We start from the raw sequence: 17,636 nt of genomic DNA on the forward strand, positions 1-17,636 counted from the left end.
GCGGCTATTGCCTGCGCGCCCCCGCACAAGGCTCATGCCCGTATGCCAACATCTGCGAACACTGCCCGAGCTTTCACACCGACGCCACTCACCTCGGAATCCTTGCCGCCCAACGCCTCGACGCCCAAGACCTGGCCACAGACGCAGAACAACGCGGGTGGATCGATGAGGCAGACCGGCATCGCAAGCTCATCGCCAGACTCGACACCCTCATCGCCCAATCGGCGCCCGCATGACCGCCGAAAGCGCCCTCATCAGGGTCGAACGTGTCTGCGCCGAGCTCACCACCTCCGGCCAGCCAATCACCTTCACCACCGTCGCCCAACAGGCCCAGATCAGCCGAGCAACGCTCTACCGCGACCCACAACTGCGCGCCATCGTCGACGAACACCGCACCCGACAAACCGACGCCCGAACCCTGACCGGCCTCGCCACCGAAGTCGCACACCTGCGCACCGCCGTCGAAGCCCTCGCCGAAGGCGTCAAACGCCACGAAGAACAACTCCGCAGAATCACCAAACCACCATCCCGACGATGAACCATTCCGCCCGAAATGCGGGTCCATCGACCCCCGATTAGCCGGTCAAGCGTACGACAACGCGCTCGCCGAGCCGACCATCGGGCTCTACAAGAACGAATGCATTCGTGCCGATTCCCCGTTCCGCCGCGGCCCGCTGCGCAAGCTCCCCGACGTCGAACTCATCACCGCCGACTACGTCGCCTGGTACAACCAGCAGCGCCTCATGCACCGCCTCGGACGCATCCCACCGGCCGAAGCAGAAGCCGATTACTACGATCAAATGGATGCCAGCCAAACGGCTGGCTCACAGAACTCCGAGGGTGCATGAAACCCGGGATGGTTCAAGACACGCTCAGACGCGCTAGACGAGGCGACAGAGAGGAGACATGCAAAACGCTCTGACCGTTACTTATGCGACAGAGCGGAATGGCAGTTCACACATTCGAGCTCCCTGGGGGTCAAGTGGTCGCAGGTTCAAATCCTGTCAGCCCGACATATGAAAAAAGAAACTCGCCGGCGAAGCCGAGCGAGTTTTTTCATGGGCGGGGGACGCGATGCTGGGAGCCCATTGTCACCGGTGAGGCCGGCGCCCCCGTCAGCGTCGCCTGGTCACTGGCGGCTGCGCGTGCCTGTTCCTCACTCAACTGAAAAAGACGACGCAAACGCACATTCTCGGCACGCAGCGTGTCCAACTCGCCAGGGAAACTCTCGACACCGCTAACGGTCAACTCCTTTGTGCGGCACACTCTTCGGCGGAATGGGTTTAGTACCGCCAGCGTTCGCCGAGCGCTTTCGCCGCTGTGGACACCTTCATGACCAGACGACGCTCGCGGTTCCTGACGGGGACGAAGTGGTAGTGCTCGTAGAAGGATTGCGCTTCGTCGTCTATGGCATCAACGACGACGAGTCGGCCACCGCCGATTTCCGATGCGGCGACGGCTTTGCCTAGTGCGTCGAGGAGCAGCTGCTCGCCATATCCCTGACCCCGCAGCGACGTGTCGATCGCCAGGCGGGCAATCAAGTATCCGGGTATGCGGGAATAGCCGCCGGCCATGGAGCCCGAGACGCCGTCGTCGTTGCGTACTACTTCGGTGGGGCAGATGGCGAAATAGGCGCTGACCTTCTGTTCGCCGAGCTGGGTCCACACGTAGACGTGCGCGATCCCGCTGCTGTCCGCGCGACGGGCATGGGCGATGAGCCAGGTATTCAGCGACTCCTTACCGCAGTCGAACCCTTCCAGCCTGTGGGCGTCCGTGAGTCGCGCGGACTCGAACATTGTTCAACGCCTTGTGAAGGCCGCTGGTTTGCGTGCGGCTGCCGCCAGCCGCGGCGCGTCGTCAGCAGCATCGAGCGAGGACATCAGTTTGTCGAACTGTTCGGGCTCCATTGCCGTTACCAGCTCCTGACGCAGGATGTCTTCGGCCCGTTGCGTCGCAGCTTTGCGCACGAACTCCGACGTCTGCTCATGGACGAGGTTGGCGGCGCGCTGGATGCGGTCCAAGGTCGCTTGCTCCGCGCGAAGCTCGATGCGCTTCGTTTTGACTGCCACAGCGACACCTCCTTCTTTCCTCAGTCATCTCTGCTCCGGCTATTGATCGCTTCATTGTACGGTGAATGTACGTACAGGGCTAGTGAGGGTTGCGGCCAGCGCCTTTTACTACGTCTTAGGGGTATGTACAGCTGACGGACCGGTGACACGAGAAGTCAATGCTGGTCCGCCAGACCCGCGACTGCAGTCCGCGCAGACCACGACACCTCGAGCGCAGTGCCCATCCTCTGGCTGTCTGTAGGATTCACCCGCCGAGCTGCTCTCGGCGAGCGAGATTACGGGCGGGTCGGTGGTGCGTCGTGAGTGCACGATTCGAGGAACTGGACTGGTCCGAGACTCGAATGGGGATCATCAGCCTGCGCAGGCGGATCGAGCCGACCCTGAACGTCGAGGTGTACGAGGTCAAGCTCGGCGACGAGTTCCTGATGTCGAGCCTGTTCACCGTGGCCGAGGTAGCGCTCGCGCGTCTCGGCCTGGCCCGGGCGGTCGATGCCGACCTCGATGTCGTCGTCGGGGGACTGGGACTCGGCTATACCGCGCAGACGGCGCTCGACGATCCTCGCGTTCATTCCCTCGTCGTGCTGGAAGCACTCGAGGAGGTCATCGGCTGGCATCAGCGTGCGTTGCTCCCCGACACCGCCGAACTGGCGTCAGATCCGCGAGTTCGCCTGCAACGAGGTGACTTCTTCGAAATGGCCGACAGCACTATCGGCTTCGATCCGGAGGAGCCGGGCCGCCGCTTCGACGCCATCCTCCTCGATATCGACCACACGCCGCGACACGTCCTGCACCCGAGCCACGCCGCGTTCTACACGCCCGCGGGACTGAGAAAGCTCGTCGGGCACCTGCTTCCCGGCGGAGTTTTCGCACTGTGGTCCGATGACCCGCCCGACCCTGACTTCGAGGCGATCCTCGCCGAGGCCTTCGACCGGTCCGAGGCGTCCGTCGTCCGGTTCCCCAACCCGCTGACCGGCGGGTACTCGACCAATACGGTCTACGTCGCGAGTTGAATGCCGTCGGACCGCGGTGACGTCGCCGATTCCGCCCGCATGGCGCAACGGACGGAATCGGTGACGTCACAACACCCGCACATGGTGGCTACAGAAGCGGGATGCGGGGATTGGTCTTGTTCTTGACTTCGGTGCCGTCGTCGCGCCCGTCGTGATCGGTGTCCCTGCTGTTCGGGTTGGTGCGATAGACCTTCTTCTCGTCGTCGTCGGACAGGCCATCACCGTCGGTGTCCTTGGCCTGTGGTGCTGGCGACTGCGACGGTGGCGCAGCCGGTTTGGCGTTGGGCACCAATGGATTGGTGTGGTAGCGCTTGACCTCGTCACCGTCGCTGATGTCGTCGTTGTCGGAGTCCTGGTTCAGCGGTCCGGTGTGATAGGTCCGCATCTCCTCACCGTCGAGGAGTCCGTCGCGATCGGAGTCGGGGTTCTGGGGGTCGAGGTGGTTGTCGAGCTCCTCGGGGGTTTCCAGCCCGTCGCTGTCGGGATCCTGACCGGGGTTGTAGTTCGGGTCGGTGTGATAACGCAAGACCTCGTCGCCGTCACTAACACCGTCGCTATCGGAGTCCTGATTGACCGGCCCGGTGTAGTACTTGTGCAGCTCGTCTCCGTCGTTGAGAGAGTCGCGGTCGGAGTCGGGGTTCTGCGGGTCGGTGAGGCCGCGCAGTTCGAAGTCGTCGGTCAGGCCGTCGCCGTCGGAATCGACTGCGGCGCTGGCTATTGCCGGAACCAGCAGGGCGCCGGTGACGAGTGCTCCAGGGATCAGCGTCGCGGCGAGTGCAGCGCCCGCCAGTCGGCGCGCCAGCACCGACATCGGGATCGGGTTCTCGTATTTGGACATGGTTCTACTCCTCGTGTACTTGAGTTGATGGGAAACGGGCACAGGGCGATTTCTGATCGCTACGTCACAGAAGACGGGTGCCCGCAACGTCTTTCGGATCCCGGCGGACGGCTTCTGAGGCCGTCCGCCGGGGGTGCCATTGGTTAGGCGATGGGTTGGCCTGCGGCGAGTGCCTTGACGTCGGCGGTGTGCATCGGATTGCCGCCGATACCCCAGTCCCCGCTGGCGACCTCCTCGACCACTACCCAGGTCACCGGGCGCATGTTCTCACCCTCGACCTCGACCATGGCGTCAGTGACCTTGCGGACGATGTCCTGCTTCTGGGCCGCCGAGAACACACCCTCGATGACCTTCACATTGACGAACGGCATTTTTCGTTTCCTCTCTGATCTGTGCTGCTGCCCGGTTGGGTCGCTTTCAGGTGTTAAGGGCAGCCAGCCACCCGAGGGGGGACACTTTTCTGGGAGCAATCACTGCGGTGACCGAATTTCCGAGCAGCGGGTCGCGCAGGGCTTCCCCGCGTTACTCTTTGCCGATGATGGCGGGCGACAAGGCGCCTAACTTCACTCTGTGTGATCACACCGGTCGGGCTCGGACACTGTCCGCGCTCCTTGCCGACGGACCGGTCGTGCTGTTCTTCTTCCCGTTGGCGTCCTCACCGATCTGTACAGCGCAGGCTTGTCATTTTCGGGACTTGAGCAACGAGTTCGCCAGGGCTGGCGCCCAGCGGGTTGGCATCAGCACCGACACCGTCGACAGGCAGGCGCACTTCGCCCAACAGCGTTCGTTCGACTATCCGCTGCTCTCCGACGCGGACGGCGTGGTGTCGGAGCTGTTCGGGGTGCGCCGAGGCAGGTTCGCCAAGCTGCGCAAATCCGTCGTGGCGCGTGAGGCGGCCCGGCATAGCCGGCACACTCGACGCCGTGGACTGCTGGCCCGGCTGTTGCCGGTCAGACGGACCACATTCGTCATCGACACCGACCGCACGGTCCTCGAGGTCGTCTCCAACGAGGTGCGCGCATCGGTGCACGCCGACCAGACGTTGTGGTTCTTGGAGAATTACAAGTTGTCGCGTAGTTCGCCACATGTCAGGGAGAAGCACACCGCCGCGCACCAGCAGTCGGAGGGCACGGACGCACCGATCAGCGACTGGTTCACGGAACCGGAAACCGCGGCGGAGCCGAGCTTGGTCCGGCCATACACCCTGACTGCGGGCCGTATCGACTCTGGCATCGACCTGGCACTCGAGGCTCCGATCGAAGCGGTGAACAATACTGCGAACCCGCCGCGCTGGCCGAGAAATGATGTGCGGGGCCAGATCCTGACCTGGTGTGCGCATAGCACCTCGGTCGCAGAGCTCGCCGCTCGCCTGTCCTTGCCGCTCGGTGCGACGCGGTTCCTGGTCGACGACCTGGTGACACAGGGTTATCTGCGGGTGCGCGCGCCCCTCGGTGACTCGATGTCAATCGACGAACGTCGTGACCTGATAACCCGGACCCTGGTAGGGCTACGGGCACTCTGAGGGGTGGGTGTCGCTCAGTCCGCAGCGACGGACGACAGCGATTGCGTTGGCCGCCAAACCAGATAGCCCACGACCAGGCCCACGAATGGAATCGCGGCCAGGATGGTGCTTAGTGTGGCGCTGCCGCCGGTGACCAAGGTGAAGTTCGACAGCACCAGCCACAAGCTGCCCAGCAAGCCGAGCACGGCCAGCGTCGGTGCGACCCGCGTCGTCCAGAGCCGACCCGTCGCGCGGTCCCGGTTGCGCAGGAAGAAGACCAGAACGGCGATCGACGTGGTGAGCATGAGCACGACCATGCCGACCGTGGCGATACCTGCCATGGAGCCGAACACCCCGACCAGAGGATCGATGCCCAATACGGCGAGGATGGCGACGATTACTGCCGCCCTCCGGCTGATGCGGCAATACGCCGAACTGGCCACCGGCACACGCCTACCGAAGTCCGTCTGAGCGCGGCCGGGTGACGGCGTCGATGTCAGACGCATTGTCGCCCTGAAACATTCGCATGTATCGCGCTCGGCCCATGGAGACGACGTCGCGGACACGCAGGTCGAAGTCACCGGTGGCGTCCTGAAGCACGGCGGCAACGGTCCGTGCCAGGCGCTTGGCCGGAATCGTCGCGACATCGGCACGGAGAGACCGGTGCCGCGAGCAGTTTTCACGCAAACGTCAATTACGCAGCAAACTCGGCTCCGGCGACCTAGTGTTCCGTGCATCACCCGCCACGGAAGGTCGGCCATCTCATGACGACGGAGAATGTGGCGGACCCCGCCATCGCGGACGACGAGTGTCGGGACTGCGGCTACGAGCCGGAACTGAAGCGAACTCTCGGTTCATTTCAGGTATTCGCGATTTCGTTCGCGTTCATCTCGGTGGCGGTCGGCGTCTTCAGCACTTACGACGAATTACTGCGCGGTTCCGGACCGGTGGGCATCTGGACCTGGATCATCGCGTTCATCGGCCAGATGTTGATTGCGCTGGTGATCGCGCAATTCGCGGCCCGCATCGCGTTGTCGGGCTCGTCGTATCAGTGGGGCTCTCGACTGGCCAACCCGAAGATCGGGTGGTTCTTCGGCTGGCTCACCTTCTGCTACCTGATCACCGGGTTCATGGCGATCAACAGCGCGATGGCGAGCCAGTGCCTGATGCCGTTGTTCAACATGGCGCCGAGCGAAGACACCGCACGGATCATCACCGTGGTGATGATGGTGATCGAGGCCGTGCTGGCGATCGCCTCGACGAAGATCGTCGCGATGATCAACTCGGTGGCGGTCGCCATCGAGGTGTCGATCGTCGCGGTGCTGGCGGTCGCGCTGTTGGTGGCCGTGGCGGTCACGGGCACCGGCTCCGCCGGCAACCTCGTGTCGCGTGGAGTAGCCGAGGGGCACTCGGGCTACTACGCGCTGGGCGGCGGGTTGATGATCGCCATGATCGTCGGCCTCGGGACGCTCGTGGGCTTCGACTCCGCGGCGAACATGGCAGAGGAGGCCAAGGACCCGTTTCGCACCGTCCCGCGCGCGATCGTGGGATCGGTTGCCGCGGCCGGTGTTCTGGGCCTGTTGTTCCTGATCGCGCTGACCGTCGCGATCAAGGACATCCCCGCAGTCACGGCCGCCGAGTCACCCGTCGCGGCGATCATGCGGGACCAACTTGGCCCGGTCGCGGAACGCCTGTTTCTCGTCGTCATCGCGATTGCCTTCTTCGGGGGTGGGTTGGTGGTGTTGGCCAGCTGCTCACGCATGATCTTTGCGATGGCGCGCGATGGCCGCTTTCCCGCCCATCGACTGATGAGACGGGTGGACAGCCGCACGCAGACCCCCATCCCGGCCACCATCCTGCCGGTCGTCATCGGGATCGCGGTGCTAGCCGCACTGCCCGGCGACGCACTGCTGGATCTGATCACGTCCGGCACGGTGTTCCCGGCGGTCACTTATGGCGCGATCGTCGTGCTCTACCTGGCGGTGCGAAAACGTCTCGACCACAAGGAAGGTGGCTTCAGTCTTGGTCGCTTCGAGACGCCAGTGGCCGTCGCGGCGCTGATCTGGTCGGTCTGTGCGCTGGTCTTCATCCTGGCACCGGCCAGCTCGTTCGCCCCAATCGTGATGGTGGGCGGCCTCTTGGTGGTGGGGGCCCTCTACTTCGCGTACATGATGATCTTCAACCGCGAGGTGCTCGACCACGAACCGGGCGAGGCTGCCCCTGCCGTGGCCGAAGTGATCACATGACGTCAACCACGGCGCGACCGGCCGAGCTGACCGGGCGGATCGTCCGTGCGGGCGACGCCGATTACCCGGTCGCCAACGCGGGTTACAACCTGCTCTTCACCCACGATCCGAGGGTGATCGTGTTCGCCCAGCAGGCGCAGGACGTCGTCAACGCGCTGGCCTGGGCGCGGCGGAACGATGTCGCAGTCCGGGTGCGGAGCGGCCGTCACAACCTCGAGGGCTGGTCCAATGTCGACGACGGGATCGTGATCGACGTTAGTGAATTGAAGTCGGCAACGGTCAAAACGGCGTCCCACACGGCGACCGTCGGCGCCGGGCTCAATCAGCTGGAAGCCGTAACCGAACTCGGCAAGGCCGGCTTCGCGGCGCCGACCGGCACCGAAGGAACCGTCGGCCTGGTCGGCGCCACCCTCGGAGGCGGCTTCGGACTCCTTACCCGCAACTTTGGCATGGCATCGGACAACCTGATCGCGGCAGAGGTGGTGGTGGCGTCGAATGTCGATGGGGCGGAGGCGATCACCGTCGACGAGGAGAACAACGCAGACCTGCTCTGGGCACTTCGCGGCGCTGGCAACGGAAATTTCGGCATCGTCACTTCACTGACGTACAAGATCCACCCATTGACGCAGACGATCTACGTGACTGCGACGTGGCCGAGGCTCGACGACCTACCCGAGGTGTTCGACGCCTGGCAGCGCACGGCCCCCCATGTCGACAACCGGCTCACCAGCCAGCTCGAGATTCTGCGCGACAAGATCACGCTGATCGGCGTGCTCGCATCTGGGTCGGAGGAAGAGGCAACAGAGCTGCTCGCGCCAATTCTGTCCGTTGGCAGTCCCGCTGTCTCGACGACGAGCGCGAGCTGGTCCGACACCTACACGGGATTTCAGATATCGCCCGCCGAGGAGGCGGCGAACTGGAAGTTCTTCTCGCAGTTCGTCTCCGACCCGTTCCCCGCGAGAGCGATCGGGCTCGTGTGCGAGTACATGTCGAAGGCGCCCACGCCGGAGAGCAACTACTTCACCAATGCCTTCGGCGGAGCCGTCACGGACAGTGAACCCTCCGGCGGCTCGGCGTTCGCCCACCGCAACGCAATCTTCTACGCCGAACCAGGTGCGGGCTGGGGCGTTCGTGGCGGGACACCGGCCACGGCCGATCCACTGACTGCGAAGTGCCAGGCGTGGGTTGCCGACTTCCATCAGGCGATGGCGCCCTACGTGACTGGCGCCTACGCCAATGTGCCGAATGCCGGCATAACGGACTGGGAGACCGCCTACTGGGGAGCAGGCGTCGACCGCCTGCGCGCGGTCAAGGCGAAGTACGACCCCACCAATGTGTTCAGCTTCGAGCAGAGCATTGCGCCCGCATCTCCCCTTTAGCAGTACGACGGGGACCCGTTGCGAGGCAGCCGAAGTCCATCAGGCTGCCGGCGCCGAGGCCGGGACTGGAAGTGGAGCTGGGGCCGGGGCTCCGGGGGCAGGGACCTTGGGCAGCTTGTCCGGACAGTAGGCCTGCATTCCCAAGCCGATGATGATCTTCGTCTGGGTCTCGGTGTAGCCGATGGCTTGCATGTGGTCGACCTGGGCGACGAAGAGTTCGGGTGTTCCGTAGTTGTCACAGGCGTCGTGCGCATAACCGATGAGCTTGTCGGGATCTCCGCCGAAGTTGCGTGCCTTGAGGATGGCGAGGTACTGGTCGTCCTCGGGGGTGGCATTGGCCACCGGGGCGAGGGCGACCAGGGCCGCGACGGCGAAGATCAAGGCGCGCATGGTGGTCACGATAGGACCCGGCGCATCGGCGTACGTCGGGATCGCAACGATCCCGATCGCGCCTGAAGGCGATCGATGTGATGTACATCACATTCTACCTGTGAAGTGAACTGCCGCGGCGGTCGTCCACGTGTCCTTGACGGAGTTGCGCCAGACCGGGGGGTCTACACCGTTGCACGACTGCGACGGCGACCATGGCGCGCTCCGGCTTTGACATCCGAGGGCGGGAATTCACGTGTACAGACTCGAATTTAGTTCGGCAGGCGGCAGACCGACGTCGTTTGACGAGCAGCGGGTAGTGCGGATCGGACGTAGCCGCGACAGCGACATCGTGCTGGACAGCCCGAGCATTTCCCGCCGTCACGGTGAGCTGCGACCGACGGCGACGGGTTGGGATCTCGTCGACATCGGCAGTACCGGGGGCACGTGGATCAACGATCAGCGCGTCACGCACATGTCGCTCGGCGCGACGACGACGGTGCGATTCGGGGCCGTGAGAGATGGCGTCGGCGCGTACATCACCATCGCCCTACCGCAGATCTCGGCCGACGGACCGCCCGATGACGAAGGCACGGCGGTATTCGCCGATCAGCACACGGTCATGCTCTCCGATCAGCAGCGCACCCACATCTACGGCCACGGTGAATCCCAGGCGGATCAATCCGTCGACGGGTTACTGATTCGCACGCGAGACGGCGACAAGCGTTTCGATGCGGATAAACCCGTACGGATCGGCCGCGACGCACGATCGGACGTCGTCGCCGACGACGCCGCCGTGTCCCGCCACCACGCGAACATCGGGCGACGATCCGACGGCTGGTGGTTCGTCGACCACTCCAACTCCGGGTCGTTCATCGACGGCGAACGTGTCAAGGAGAAGAAGTTCACCGAGCAGGCGGTGGTGCAACTCGGCCACCCGGACGCCGGATATCAGCTCACGCTGGTGCCGGTGGCCGACGTCGCATCGGCGCAGAAGGCGATCGTCGGCAAGCGTCGGCGCAGAACGGTCGCGCGTTGGGGAGCAGCCGCCGCGGCGGTGGCGGTGGTCGCTGGCGGGGTCACCGCGACGGTGTTGTTGACCGGCGGAAGCACGCACGACAACACGCTCAGCGCTGCCAACCTGGCGCGGGCGAAGCGGGCCAGCGTGCAGATCATCGCATTCGACGCCAGCGGCCTCCCTGAGTGGACGGGTTCGGGGACGGTCATCGACTCCAAAGGACTGATCCTGACCAATGCGCACGTGGCCAAGCCAACTGCGAAGGGGCTCACGGGCGGCGGCGTGGAAGATCATGATCCGTCCTTCCTCCAGGTGGCATTCGCCAAGGATGACAACACCCCCGCTGTAGCCAAATACCGTGCCACTCCAGTGGTTTCCGATGGTTACCTCGATTTGTCGGTGATCAAGATCGATGCGAATGCCGACGGCTCACCCCTGGACTCCGGCAAACTGGCACTGCCCGAACCGGTGCCGATCGGGAACAGCGACGCGTTGCAGACCGGCGACCGCATCACGGCGCTCGGATACCCGGCTCTCACCGGCGACGAACACGTCGTCGGTCCGCTGACCGTCACCAGTGGTGATGTCTCTGCCTTCAAACGCGACTACGGCACCAACACCGAACGGTTCTGGATCGACACGACCGAGCGGATCGCGCACGGCAACTCCGGGGGTGCCTCGATCAACTCCGCCGGCGAATTGATTGCCGTCAACACTCAGTTCCGTAAGGGACAGGAGGACGAACCGGCGGCTTCGTATCTGGTCAGGCCGAGTGTGCTCGCCGCCGACGTCATCAAGATCGCCCGCGACGGCGGCGACTCGAAATATGTTTCGCCCTACCTCGACAAGATCAAGCACCTGCCTGATGGAGCCACTGCGAAATCGGCCGGCTGGAACAAGGCTGGGCTCGAGAACGGTGATCCTCACGAGTGCGGGTCACTGCGCGATGAGAACGACCTCAACCATCTGACTGGCGTCCAGCCTGGCGACGTCGTCCACGCGAGGTTCCTCGTCACCGGCGTCCCCGATGACACACCGTTCACCGTGGGCTTCGTGGACCCGAAGACGAACGACATCCTCGGCGCAGTCGACGGGATCTGGATCTACGGCGAGTCCTCGATGTGCATCGGTCCACCCTATGAGATCTCCGCAGGGCTCAGTCAGGTCGTGGCGGTCATCGAGATCGGGTATCAAAGCGACTTGCAGGTGAGCAATGCAGTCGAATTCAGCTGAGCCGCTGCAGTATCGAAGTTGGCCGCAGAAGGCATCTGCGGTCGATGTGTTGGGGCCATCATGGGTATGAGTCCGGGTTCTGTGTTCGCCGGCTATCGCATCGAGCGCCGGCTGGGTGTGGGCGGCATGGGCACTGTGTATGCGGCACGACATCCGCGCCTGCCCCGGCGGGTTGCTTTGAAGGTTCTGGGTGAGCACTTGGGTTCCGACCCCGAGTTCCGGGCGCGGTTCGAACGCGAGGCAGAGCTGGCGGCGCGGGTAGACCACCCCAACGTGGTCTCGGTGTATGACCGGGGCGTCGAGGGCGATCAACTGTGGATCGCCATGCAGTACGTCGATGGAGTGGATGTTCACCAGCTGATCAAGCGAGGTCCGTCCGTGCTCACTCCCGGCCGGGCGGTTTTCATTCTCACTGAAGCGGCGAAGGGTCTCGACAGCGCCCACCGGCGTGGACTGTTGCACCGGGACGTCAAACCGGCGAACATCCTGGTCGCCGAGGACCCCGATGAAGGCGACCACGTCCTGGTCACGGATTTCGGCATTGCCCGCGCGCTGGAAGAGACGTCGGCGTTGACGAACGCAGGCTCGGTCCCGGCGACACTGCCGTTCGCATCGCCCGAGCAGATCGCCGGGCGGGAGCTGGACGCGCGCAGCGACATCTATTCGCTGGGCTGCACGTTGTACGTGATGCTGACAGGTTCGTTTCCGTTCCCTCGGGATTCGCAAATCGCCGTGATGCACGCACATTTGACCGACCCACCGCCTCAGATCACTTTGGAGAATCCGTCGTTGCCGACGGAGATGGACGACGTAATCGCGCGGGCGATGGCCAAAGATCCGGAGCACCGGTATCGGTCGTGCCGCGAGCTCGCAGCGGCGGCTCAGGCCGCGTTGCTGCGGTCAGGAAGCGGCGACGCGTCGAGCGCGGCGACGATGTTCGCCGCGGATTACCCGTCGTACCCGGACTCCTCGAATACCGCTGTCACTCGGCCCAATTCGATTATTGCTCCAGCACAGGCCGCGACGGCCTACGCCGGGTCGATGACGCCCGCGGATCTGGCCGACACCAGGATTCCCACCTCAGGTGCGTTGTCACCTGCGGCCACCGGGCACGCACCGCGTTCACCGGGAAGGAAGCGCGGCATGATCGTCGGCGCGGCCGCTCTGGCCGTGGTCGTCGGGCTGGTGGTGGCCGCAAGCCTGTTGCTGCGGGGCGGGCAGCCGCATGACACTCCCGTGGCAGCCACCTCGAGCGCGACGCCGACGCCGCCCACCGAACCTCCCGCCGGTCCATGGCAGGCCTACGAGTTCGTGGCCAAGGCCCTACCGGGTCTGATGCCGGACTCGCCGTCCGGCACTGCCTATCAAGGGGCCACGTGTGAGCCCGTCGACATTCGGTTCGAGCCCATTGACGGGGTTGAAACGGCAGTGCCCATCGCACGACTCGCCTGCAGTCCCGCAACGGGTGCGCAGTCCAAGTACATCGCCAACTACATCGTCATCTGCAATAGCGACCACACTCCCCAGACGCTCGCAGGTGTCGCCGACACACTCACCGCCCCACAAACCGAACAGTGGTCGCGTGGTGGAGGGGCGGGTCAGATCATCTACGGAACCCACAACGGCGCCGGCGCCATAGCCATCTCCTTCGACAGCCCGGCGCGAACCTTCTGTTCTGTCATCGCCAACGGAAACGACGGCACCAGCGGACAGGACGTGTACGACCACTGGTTCAAGGATGCTCCGCTGTGAGGCCGGGCGGCACCAGCGGCAATTCGAGCAGGGGGAGCGAGCAATGTTAGGTGCTATACCGCGGATCGTCGTGATGGCGGGAATCTCGACGGCGCTGCTGGCGGGGTGTGGCCACAGCGGCGGAACGGCGTCGCCTCCCGCGACGTCGTCGAAACCCAAACCGCCAGTGGTTGATCTGTCGACGCTGGACACCGGGAAGTACCTGACCATGCCCCGCAGGCTGGGGCAGGTGGCCTCCGAGGACGAAGGCCGGATGGCGGAGGCGATCCGGATGGCGGAGGCGGTGGCCGATCCGTTGGACGTCGATCCCGCTTTGGTCAAACTGACCGCTCTCAACCCGCTGACCACTCCGGCCGATGTCGCATCGAACATCTCGGCGACCGGTGAGGCAGTCGTCGCCCCGGTCCTCGCCAAGTACGGGATGCTCGCTGGACACTTGCTCATGGCGAGCAACACTGAGTTGGACCCGTCGAGTTCAGAAGCGCCAGATCAAGATCCGAAGACGGTGTTGATCATGGTGGCGCGATTCCCGGATGCGGCGGCGGCCAAGAACGCCGCGGTGGAGATGGATGCGGTGGACTTCGCAGTCAGCCGGGACAATGTTCCGGTTCCGGTAACGAAGTATCCTGCGGCCCACGGGCACTGGCGTCCGAACAGCCCGTCCATGGCGTCCACCCTCGCGCATGACGTCTTCGTCATTCACCTGCTAGTGGCCAATCCGACTCCGAATCTGGATACGTTGACGGGAATGGTGGAGAAGACGTTCGATCTGGAAGTTCCGATGCTCGACCACTTTGAGCCGACCCCGGTCGATCGGATCGCGAAGCTCCCCAAGGATCCAGAGGGCCTTCTCGGCCGGTTGGTCGACCTCACCCCTGGGACTGAACCGACGCTGTCGACCACGGTCGCCAGCTATGGACCGAATGGCGCCCGACAAGTCCAGAACGAGAGCGAGATGAAGGACCGGGCGTACGAGAATGCCGGGGTAGACCAGGCGGCCGTGTGGATCGACCCGAATTTAGGTGGCTCGAGCCTGCTCCGCGCGCGGGATCACGAGGCAGCGATCACGTTGATGGACAAGGAGATCGCGACGGATGAAGACATCGGCCATCCCGTCGACGGTGTCCGGGGTCTCTCCGACTCGAAGTGCTTCGCGGTGAAGCCCGACGCGTCAACGGATGCACCGGGATTCAAGTTCGAGTGCTACGTGCTGTACGACCGTTATGTTGCCGGCGTGTATGGCGCCGACGAGGCGGACGCGCGACAGCGCGCGGCGGCGCAGTACTCACTGCTGGCGACTCCGTAGGGTAACGAGTACCCGCCGTTCCGGCTTGGTGCCTGAGCAGCTCGGACACTCGTCATCCGCAGGCGACGCCGTCGCCGTCCGGGTCCAGGCCTGGGCGATAGCCGGGTTTACCGACGTGTAGCGGCGCCGCGCCTGCGGCACGCGCCGCTGCGCAACTCCCGTAGTACGCGCTCGACGGGATCGGAGGCATTAGGAGTCCAACCGGTGGCAGAGGAGGCGGCGCTTCGATCGGCGGATACGACGTGGGAACCGGCGGTTCGAAGCGGGGGGCCGGGGGAGCCGCCACGACCGTCACCGTCGATATCGGCGGCGGGGCTGTGACCGTCACCGTCTTCGTTAGGATCGATGCCGCTGGTGTGGCAGTGTCGCCGCCGGAGCCAATGTTGCCAAGGAATCCCAACACGACTAGTCCGCCGACAATGCTGCCGACGATGATGAACACCCGTTTCTTGAATGACGATTTGGGTGGCGGCGATCCCCATTCTCGACCGTTCCAGTACGCCCGCCGCGCGGTGCCGGTCGGGTCTGGATACCAGCCAGGCGTCAGAGATGGCTGCGAAATCAAGGATTCCCCCGGGTGATGGTGCGCTGGCGTGGAGCCTACGGCGCACGATGCGTGGTTCGCTGGCGGTTCGCCAGATCTCACCGCGGAAGGCTCGGTCCGCGCATCCAATATTGACTATGCCGTCAAGCCTGAACTGCAGTGATGGCAAGGTAAGAGAAAGCCGTCGCCCGTCGAAAGCCCGCCGAACTCCGTACCTGCACCATCGTCGGGAAACGTTGCCAGTCACACCTACGTGGAGTGACATAGCGCACAATCAACGGCATGCAGTTGATCGGCTACTCACCGCCGCAGGTAGACCTCGACGCCATCCCCGGGTTCCGCAGGGTCTTCACGTGGACCAGCGCCTCGGTGCAGCAAACGGCACTGCGGGTGGTCGCGTTGGCGACGCTGATCGACAGGGCGGGGTCCTTGCTCGACGACGTCGCCGAGCTCAGACGGTCCGCCGAGGTCATCGCAGGCAGTCTGTCCGAGCTCGGTGCCAGCGCGGCAGGAATCGACCAGAACGCGCGCGAGATCGCCGACGAGATCTCGGGCCTGAGTACCGCGGCGCAGGGCATCGACACCCACGCCGAGAAGCTTGCCGTCGGCATCGACGAACTGGTCGCGATCCTGCCCACGCTGCAGCGGCTCACCGAGATCGTCGACCCGCTCGACAACACCGTCCTCCGACTCGGCAGGTTCGTGGACCGGCTACCCGGTAACCGTCGCGCGCAGCGCTCACCGCAGCCCTCGAAGGATTAGATGTAGTAGGTCTCGGTCCCCGTCGGGTAGCCGCCGCCGTCGGTGGCGATGTGAACGTGGTCGAAGTGATTGGCCGTCTCGTTGCCGTAATCCGCGGTCCAGCTCGGCGCGCCGATGCCGGGGTAGTAGCCCTGTCTCCAGATCACGTGGAGCACGCCCCAGCGTTTCGCGTTCGCCAGCGCCAATCCGGCGATCTGATTGCCGAGCTCGATCCCCTCGTCGCTGTGATAGTTCGGGATCATCACGTCGATTGCCAAACCGTTGGGGTGCCATTTCAGGGCATCCTGCCGGTACCCGCCGATGGTGGTGATCTCGGGAAACATCACGCTGATGGCGCGGGCGGCCCGGATGGTGTGGACCTGCAACCCGTTCTCCGGCGCGATACCAGGCGGCAACGGAAACTGGAAGTTCGGCGCAGCAGCAGCCGCGGCGGGTGCGCTTGCCGCCAACAAGTCCGCCTCCGTGGGGCTGGCGACGGTTGGTGCGGTGGCAGGCGCAGATCCCTGGCTCGTCGGGGCGGCTGCGGGGGTCGCGTCGCAGCACCGAGACTCCGAATCTTGGGCATAGAACATGCCTGCGGACACGACGACCGAGGCCACGAGCGCCAACCAGCGTCCGCGGCCTTTGGCTAACACGCCTCTACCCACGAACAGCACCTTACTTTCACATTCGACGCAGCGTGGCAATCTTCGCGCAGCGCGTCGTGGAGTAAGGGTGATCCTCGCCGTCAAGGGCGACGCGGCTCATCGCACCCGCTGATGCGAAACACCGTACGGGGGTGGATGTGTCGAGGAATCAGGTCAGCGGCAAGACGGCCGGAGGCGGTGCGACTGCAATGGTGGGTCCTGGCGGTGTCAACGGCGCGGCTGGCAAGTGCGGCGACGGCGTCGGCGCGCCGGCGGACGGCGCTTCAGGAACCGGCACGTCCGCGGCCCAACTGGCCTGAAGTTGATTCGCGACGAAACCCGCTCCCTGGTCGACCAAGCCGGCTTCCACGTACTCGTTGTGTGCGGAGAAGCTCGTCCCGTGGGAATCGCAGACCAGGTCGTTGTCGACGCACAGGTCGACGGTCTTCGCCAGGTACTCGGGCCCGACGGTGACCGACGGGTCGTTGATCGCGTGCATGAATCGTGTCGACGGTTTCCCGAAGAGGGCAACCGCTGCAACGTGGTTGGCCACGTCGGGCGGCATCGGCGCGGGCACGTCCGTGACTGAAACACCGTCCGGCACCACGTTCGCGGTGACGAACCCCATCACCGCTGCCCCTTGGGAGAATCCGCCGAGCACCATCTTGGTGTGAGGGCAGCTCGCCGCGGTGGCAAGGACATGGGCGCGGGCGTCCGTAATGCCTTGCACCGCAGTGGGGAAGTCGGTGGTGGCTGGGTAGTCGACGGCGTACACCCCGACCGACTTCGCGCCGACCTTCGAGCGCAGCGAGTCGACGAACGCCTCTCCGGTCGGGCCAACACCGGGCAATTCCGTGGTGCCGCGGGCGAATACCACCTCGGCGTCGGAGCAGCCCTCCGCGCGTGCGGAAGGTATCGGGGCGCTCTGCATCGCCCAGATTGCCGCGGTTGTCACGCCGATCAAGCCAGCGATGCGCATTGGC

The 17,636-nt window shown here is 64.6% G+C and carries 18 protein-coding genes and 4 pseudogenes; 12 read left to right on the plus strand and 10 right to left on the minus strand.

Features of this window, described 5'->3' with window-relative positions:
- The 3 genes and pseudogenes from HNP02_RS03510 to HNP02_RS03520 all read left to right on the plus strand — a co-directional run.
- A pseudogene (locus tag HNP02_RS03510) lies at positions 1-236 on the plus strand (integrase); the annotation flags it as partial.
- The gene (locus HNP02_RS03515; RefSeq protein WP_184435121.1) at positions 233-538 is read left to right on the plus strand and encodes a DUF6262 family protein; all 306 of its coding nucleotides are present in this window, start codon (positions 233-235) and stop codon (positions 536-538) included. The pseudogene HNP02_RS03510 and the gene HNP02_RS03515, both read left to right, overlap by 4 nt.
- A 7-nt stretch (positions 539-545) precedes the next feature.
- A pseudogene (locus HNP02_RS03520) lies at positions 546-848 on the plus strand (integrase core domain-containing protein); the annotation flags it as partial.
- A 435-nt stretch (positions 849-1,283) separates the two neighbouring features.
- Here HNP02_RS03520 and HNP02_RS03525 read toward each other — a convergent pair.
- Both HNP02_RS03525 and HNP02_RS03530 read right to left on the minus strand, forming a co-directional pair.
- Complete coding sequence (locus tag HNP02_RS03525) at positions 1,284-1,796, minus strand: GNAT family N-acetyltransferase (RefSeq protein WP_184435124.1); 513 nt, start codon at positions 1,794-1,796, stop codon at positions 1,284-1,286.
- Between the two features lie 3 nt (positions 1,797-1,799).
- Positions 1,800-2,069 (minus strand): DUF1778 domain-containing protein, encoded by a 270-nt coding sequence (locus HNP02_RS03530; protein WP_184435127.1) that lies wholly within the window; start codon positions 2,067-2,069, stop codon positions 1,800-1,802.
- 299 nt (positions 2,070-2,368) lie between these two features.
- Here HNP02_RS03530 and HNP02_RS03535 point away from each other — a divergent pair, with 299 nt between their 5' ends.
- Positions 2,369-3,079, plus strand: coding sequence for a spermidine synthase (locus HNP02_RS03535; RefSeq protein WP_184435130.1), 711 nt, complete (start codon positions 2,369-2,371; stop codon positions 3,077-3,079).
- Positions 3,080-3,167: 88 nt separating this feature from the next.
- Here HNP02_RS03535 and HNP02_RS03540 read toward each other — a convergent pair whose 3' ends face one another.
- Together HNP02_RS03540 and HNP02_RS03545 are read right to left on the minus strand one after the other, a co-directional pair.
- Positions 3,168-3,917 carry a hypothetical protein gene (locus tag HNP02_RS03540; protein WP_184435133.1) on the minus strand — a complete coding sequence of 250 codons (750 nt, stop codon included), beginning with the start codon at positions 3,915-3,917 and terminating at the stop codon, positions 3,168-3,170.
- A 143-nt stretch (positions 3,918-4,060) separates the two neighbouring features.
- Complete coding sequence (locus tag HNP02_RS03545; RefSeq protein WP_184435136.1) at positions 4,061-4,288, minus strand: 4-oxalocrotonate tautomerase family protein; 228 nt, start codon at positions 4,286-4,288, stop codon at positions 4,061-4,063.
- Positions 4,289-4,452: 164 nt separating this feature from the next.
- On the opposite strand from HNP02_RS03545, the pseudogene HNP02_RS43615 reads away from it, so the two are divergent.
- Together HNP02_RS43615 and HNP02_RS43620 are read left to right on the plus strand one after the other, a co-directional pair.
- Positions 4,453-4,971 (plus strand): annotated as a pseudogene (locus tag HNP02_RS43615) (peroxiredoxin); the annotation flags it as partial.
- A 135-nt stretch (positions 4,972-5,106) separates the two neighbouring features.
- Positions 5,107-5,439 (plus strand): annotated as a pseudogene (locus HNP02_RS43620) (DUF742 domain-containing protein); the annotation flags it as partial.
- Between the two features lie 14 nt (positions 5,440-5,453).
- On the opposite strand, the gene HNP02_RS03555 reads toward HNP02_RS43620, so the two are convergent.
- Both HNP02_RS03555 and HNP02_RS03560 read right to left on the minus strand, forming a co-directional pair.
- Positions 5,454-5,861, minus strand: coding sequence for a hypothetical protein (locus tag HNP02_RS03555; RefSeq protein WP_255506183.1), 408 nt, complete (start codon positions 5,859-5,861; stop codon positions 5,454-5,456).
- Between the two features lie 10 nt (positions 5,862-5,871).
- Positions 5,872-6,018, minus strand: a complete 147-nt coding sequence (locus tag HNP02_RS03560; protein ID WP_255506184.1) for a hypothetical protein — start codon at positions 6,016-6,018, stop codon at positions 5,872-5,874.
- Positions 6,019-6,182: 164 nt separating this feature from the next.
- Here HNP02_RS03560 and HNP02_RS03565 point away from each other — a divergent pair, with 164 nt between their 5' ends.
- Together HNP02_RS03565 and HNP02_RS03570 are read left to right on the plus strand one after the other, a co-directional pair.
- A complete protein-coding gene (locus HNP02_RS03565) occupies positions 6,183-7,664 on the plus strand; it encodes an APC family permease (RefSeq protein ID WP_184435142.1) in 1,482 nt (493 codons plus the stop codon).
- On the plus strand, positions 7,661-9,043 hold the full coding sequence (locus tag HNP02_RS03570) for an FAD-binding oxidoreductase (RefSeq protein WP_184435145.1): 1,383 nt from the start codon (positions 7,661-7,663) through the stop codon (positions 9,041-9,043). The genes HNP02_RS03565 and HNP02_RS03570 overlap by 4 nt, the downstream gene beginning before the upstream one ends.
- 39 nt (positions 9,044-9,082) lie before the next feature.
- On the opposite strand, the gene HNP02_RS03575 is transcribed toward HNP02_RS03570, so the two are convergent.
- The gene (locus HNP02_RS03575) at positions 9,083-9,433 is read right to left on the minus strand and encodes a DUF732 domain-containing protein (RefSeq protein ID WP_255506246.1); all 351 of its coding nucleotides are present in this window, start codon (positions 9,431-9,433) and stop codon (positions 9,083-9,085) included.
- 298 nt (positions 9,434-9,731) lie between these two features.
- Here HNP02_RS03575 and HNP02_RS03580 point away from each other — a divergent pair, with 298 nt between their 5' ends.
- From HNP02_RS03580 to HNP02_RS03590, 3 genes are all read left to right on the plus strand, one after another.
- The gene (locus tag HNP02_RS03580; RefSeq protein ID WP_184435151.1) at positions 9,732-11,663 is read left to right on the plus strand and encodes an FHA domain-containing protein; all 1,932 of its coding nucleotides are present in this window, start codon (positions 9,732-9,734) and stop codon (positions 11,661-11,663) included.
- A gap of 66 nt (positions 11,664-11,729) precedes the next feature.
- Positions 11,730-13,415 carry a serine/threonine-protein kinase gene (locus tag HNP02_RS03585; protein WP_255506185.1) on the plus strand — a complete coding sequence of 562 codons (1,686 nt, stop codon included), beginning with the start codon at positions 11,730-11,732 and terminating at the stop codon, positions 13,413-13,415.
- Positions 13,416-13,458: 43 nt separating this feature from the next.
- Positions 13,459-14,721 carry a hypothetical protein gene (locus tag HNP02_RS03590; RefSeq protein ID WP_184435157.1) on the plus strand — a complete coding sequence of 421 codons (1,263 nt, stop codon included), beginning with the start codon at positions 13,459-13,461 and terminating at the stop codon, positions 14,719-14,721.
- A gap of 52 nt (positions 14,722-14,773) precedes the next feature.
- Here the strand turns inward: HNP02_RS03590 and HNP02_RS43625 are convergent, their stop codons facing one another.
- Positions 14,774-15,049: an excalibur calcium-binding domain-containing protein gene (locus HNP02_RS43625; RefSeq protein WP_309241398.1), complete on the minus strand. Its 276-nt coding sequence runs from the start codon at positions 15,047-15,049 to the stop codon at positions 14,774-14,776.
- Positions 15,050-15,547: 498 nt separating this feature from the next.
- Here HNP02_RS43625 and HNP02_RS03600 point away from each other — a divergent pair, with 498 nt between their 5' ends.
- Positions 15,548-16,027 carry a hypothetical protein gene (locus HNP02_RS03600; protein WP_221317176.1) on the plus strand — a complete coding sequence of 160 codons (480 nt, stop codon included), beginning with the start codon at positions 15,548-15,550 and terminating at the stop codon, positions 16,025-16,027.
- On the opposite strand, the gene HNP02_RS03605 is transcribed toward HNP02_RS03600, so the two are convergent.
- Positions 16,024-16,746: a glycoside hydrolase gene (locus HNP02_RS03605; protein ID WP_309241443.1), complete on the minus strand. Its 723-nt coding sequence runs from the start codon at positions 16,744-16,746 to the stop codon at positions 16,024-16,026. The genes HNP02_RS03600 and HNP02_RS03605 overlap by 4 nt on opposite strands.
- 76 nt (positions 16,747-16,822) lie before the next feature.
- On the minus strand, positions 16,823-17,632 hold the full coding sequence (locus tag HNP02_RS03610; protein ID WP_221317177.1) for a cutinase family protein: 810 nt from the start codon (positions 17,630-17,632) through the stop codon (positions 16,823-16,825).
- Positions 17,633-17,636 lie beyond the last annotated feature (4 nt).

This window comes from Mycobacterium sp. AZCC_0083 (assembly GCF_014202335.1).
Lineage (GTDB): Bacteria > Actinomycetota > Actinomycetes > Mycobacteriales > Mycobacteriaceae > Mycobacterium.